General features: G+C 68.9%; 5 protein-coding genes. All 5 read right to left on the bottom strand.

Features of this window, described 5'->3' with window-relative positions:
- Positions 1 to 360: putative sulfate exporter family transporter (locus tag RMO97_RS03920; RefSeq protein WP_310539235.1), on the bottom strand; the 360-nt coding region annotated here is incomplete at its 3' end.
- Positions 357 to 1424: an LLM class flavin-dependent oxidoreductase gene (locus tag RMO97_RS03925; RefSeq protein ID WP_310539236.1), complete on the bottom strand. Its 1068-nt coding sequence runs from the start codon at positions 1422 to 1424 to the stop codon at positions 357 to 359. The genes RMO97_RS03920 and RMO97_RS03925, both read right to left, overlap by 4 nt.
- The gene (locus RMO97_RS03930) at positions 1421 to 2314 is read right to left on the bottom strand and encodes an aldo/keto reductase (RefSeq protein ID WP_310539237.1); all 894 of its coding nucleotides are present in this window, start codon (positions 2312 to 2314) and stop codon (positions 1421 to 1423) included. Before RMO97_RS03930 ends, RMO97_RS03925 begins: the two co-directional genes overlap by 4 nt.
- 184 nt (positions 2315 to 2498) lie before the next feature.
- Positions 2499 to 3473: an aldose epimerase family protein gene (locus tag RMO97_RS03935; RefSeq protein ID WP_310539238.1), complete on the bottom strand. Its 975-nt coding sequence runs from the start codon at positions 3471 to 3473 to the stop codon at positions 2499 to 2501.
- A complete protein-coding gene (locus tag RMO97_RS21550; RefSeq protein WP_409035284.1) occupies positions 3470 to 3565 on the bottom strand; it encodes a hypothetical protein in 96 nt (31 codons plus the stop codon). Before RMO97_RS21550 ends, RMO97_RS03935 begins: the two co-directional genes overlap by 4 nt.
- Positions 3566 to 3629: the final 64 nt, after the last annotated feature.

Below are 3629 nucleotides of genomic sequence, written 5' to 3' on the forward strand. Positions count from 1 at the left end.
GTTGATCTGGTTGATGGTGATCCGCGCGCCCAGGAGGGCGACGCCCAGGCGCAGGACCGTGCGGCCCATGAAGTCGATGCCGGGCCGGCAGCGCGGGTCCTGGCCGACGAAGTTCACCGCCATGCCCAGCAGCAGGGCGAACAGCATGACCGGCGCGCCGTAGTGGTCGGAGAGCCAGGAGGCCGCCAACGCCACCACCACGGCGATCAGCCCGCCGGGCAGGATCCGCTGACCCGCCCGGTAAAGCCGCAGATAGGCCGGCGTGCCGGCAGGCGCGGGACTGAGGACCGGCACCCCCTCCAGCGAGTCGAAGGAGGCGAAGGCGAACTCGTGTTGCTCGGGTTCGCCCGGGGACGTCACGGCAGCAGGGGCCCGTGGTTCAGCCTGGGCAGGACATGGCGGGCGAAGAGGTCGGCCTCGGCGGCGTGCGGATAGCCCGACAGGATGAAGGCGTCGATGCCCATGGCCTGGTAGGCCTGCAGCTTGGCCAGCACCTGGTCAGGATCGCCGACGATGGCCGCGCCGCAGCCCGAGCGGGCCCGGCCGATGCCGGTCCAGAGATTGGCCTCGGCATAGCCGTCGTCCGAGGCGGTCTCGCGCAGTTCGGCCTGGCGGCGCACCCCCACCGACTGGCTGTCCAGGGACTTGGCGCGGATGGCGTCTCCGGCGGGCGCATCCAGGTGCGACAGCAGGCGGTCAGCGGCGGCGCGGGCCTGCGCCTCCGTCTCGCGGACCACCACGTGGACGCGGTAGCCGAACTTCAGCCTGCGGCCGTGCCTGGTGGCGCGCGCGGTCATGTCGGCGAGGATCTCCTTCACCGCCTCCTGCGTGTCGGGCCACATCAGATAGACGTCGCAGCCCTTGGCGGCCGCCTCGCGGGCGTCCTCCGACAGGCCGCCGAAGTAGAACTGGGGCGACTTGCCCGAGACTGTGCGGATGCGCGGCGGCTCCACCTTCAGCTTGTAGAACTCACCGTCGAAATCGAGCGCCTCGCCATTCAGCAGGGTGCGCAGGATGTGCATGGTCTCGACGGTGCGCTGGTAGCGCGGGGCGCTCGCCAGGGTCTCGCCCGGCATGTCGCTGGAGATGATGTTGACGGTCAGGCGGCCGTTCAGCATCTGGTCGATGGTGGCCAGCTGGCGGGCCAGCTGAGGCGGCCACATCTCACCGCAGCGGATAGCGGCCAGCAGGCGCATGCGCTGGAGCATCGGCGCGATCCCGGCCGCGAAGGCCACGGTGTCAATGCCCAGGCCGTAGCCCGACGGCAGCAGGATGTTGTCGAAGCCACCCTTCTCCGCCGTCAGGGCGATGTTGCGGCAATGCTCCCAGCTGGACGCCAGGGCCGGGTCCGGCACGCCCAGGTATTCGTAGTCATCATCGCAGAGCGCCGAGAACCAGGAGACTTCGCAAAGGGCTTGGGTCACGGCAGGGGAGCTCCTCTGGCGGCGGTGAGAACGGCGTACCATTCGGGACGGGTCAGCTGGAGCGCAAGCGCCTGGGGCGCCTCGGCGATGCGCTCTGGCTGTTGCGAACCGATGATGGGGATGGGCCCCGCGGGGTGGGCCAGCAGCCAGGCATAGGCCGCGACGGTACGCGAAACGCCGTGGGTCGCCGCCAGCCTGTCCAGCTCAGCGCGGACCGCCAGGACGCGCTCGTCCGACGACGGACCATCCGCAAGGCGGCCCTGGGCCAGGGGTGACCAGGCCATGACCCCCATGCCGGTCTCCAGCGCCTGATCCAGCGTCCCGTCATAGAGCGGGCCCACCACCAGGGGCGAGAACTCGATCTGCACGCAGGCGATGGGAAAGGCCAGGTGCGCCTGCAACGCAGAGACCTGGGCGGCGGTGTGGTTGGAGAGGCCGACCTCGCCGATCTTGCCGGCGCTGCGCAGGCGGGTCAGCACCTGGGCGACCTGCGCCGGGTGGGCCAGGTGGTCGGGGCGGTGGATCTGATAGAGATCGATCTTGTCGACCCCCATCCGGGAGAGCGAGGCCTCAACCGCGCTCTCCACATAGGCGGCGCTGGAGTCGTAGGGCGTGCCCATGACGATGCCGCCCTTGCTGGCCAGGACGATCTGGTCGCGGATCTGCGGCGCGTCCTTCAGCACCTGGCCGAACAAGGCCTCGGCGGCGCCGAAGGGCTCGTCATTGTCGGGCCCGTAGATGTCGGCGGTGTCGAGGAAGGTCATGCCAGCGGCGATGGCGGCCTCGACCCGGGTGCGGGCGGCCCTCACGTCGGAACCCTTGAAGCGCCACATCCCCCAGGCCATGGGCGACACCGCGAGCGAGCTCTTGCCGAGGGACAGTTTGGTCATGGATCTGGACGCCGCCTGCTGATTAAAAAATATGCTCAATAGCTGCCAAGCTCAGCAGTGATCGGCGACGGACGGAACTGCAAGTTCTCCCGCGCCGAAAATCAAACAGCTCGACGCCGCCAGGCCTTCTCCACCAAGATCTTCGCCACCGTCGCGGCCGCCTGTCACCTTGACCGATCAGGCTCTAGACGCTGAGCTTGAACACCGTCGTCGACTTCCAGGTCACGCCCGGACGCAGCAGGGTCGGGACGAAGTTCGGTTGGTTCGGGGCGTCCGGCGCGTGCTGCGTCTCCAGGGCCACGCCACCCCAGCCGGTATAGGCCGTCACGCAGGGCTCGGTAGTGTCGATCTGCAGGGACCTGCCCGAGCCTTCGTGGGTCAGGCGGGCGGCCGGCGCCAGGACGCCACGCTTCTTGTCGGCGAGCACGAAGGTGTGGTCGAGATCGGCGGTCAGCGGGCGGGGGTGGCGGTAGTCCAGCTCCCCACCGGCGACATCCACCATCTCGCCGGTGGGGACCAGACCCTCGTCGGTGACCAGCACCCCCTCGGCCAGGATCTGCAGCTCGTGGTCACGGACGTGGCGGGCGTTGAGCCCGCCCAGGTTCCAGTAGGTGTGGTTGGTGAGGTTCACCACCGTCGGCGCGGTGGTGGTGGCCGAGATTTCCAGCCGCAGCTCATTGCCGCGGGTCAGTTCATAGACCGCCTGGACCGCAAGCTCGCCGGGGAAACCCATGTCGCCGTCCGGGCTGACATGGGTCAGGGTAAGCTTGGCGCCGACCCGAGTCTCCTGGGCCTTGGCGGCCCAGACCGCCTTGTCGAAGCCGACACGGCCGCCGTGCAGACAGTTTGCGCCCTCATTGCGGTCGAGGTCGTAGTCACGGCCGTCGATGGAGAACTGGCCGCGGGCGATGCGCCCGGCATAGCGGCCCACCAGGCAGCCAAAATAGCGCGGGCTCTCCAGGTAGCGTTCCAGGTGGTCGTAGCCGAGGACGATGTCGTCCAGCTCGCCGTCACGGTCTGGCGCACGGATCGACTGGATGGCGCCGCCATAGGTGAGGATGCGCACCGAGACGCCATGAACGTTGGTGAGCGTATAGGCGTCCACCATTCGGCCATCGGGCAGATGGCTCAGCGGCTTCATGGTGATGGGGGCGTTCATGTCAGGTCCCGCAGGCGCGCCGCGGCCTCCTCGGGCGTCAGGTCGCGTTGGGGCATGGCCAGCATCTCGTAGCCGACCATGAACTTGCGCACCGAGGCCGACCGCAGCAACGGCGGATAGAAGTGGGCGTGCAGGGTGACGTGCGGGTGCGCCCCG

This window comes from Phenylobacterium sp., from assembly GCF_031425575.1.
Classification (GTDB): Bacteria; Pseudomonadota; Alphaproteobacteria; order Caulobacterales; family Caulobacteraceae; genus Phenylobacterium.

Coding starts and splice junctions, on each gene's coding strand:
- RMO97_RS03930 (WP_310539237.1), bottom strand. CDS start 2,314: ATGACCAAACTGTCCCTCGGCAAGAGCTCGCTCGCGGTGTCGCCCATG.
- RMO97_RS03935 (WP_310539238.1), bottom strand. CDS start 3,473: ATGAACGCCCCCATCACCATGAAGCCGCTGAGCCATCTGCCCGATGGC.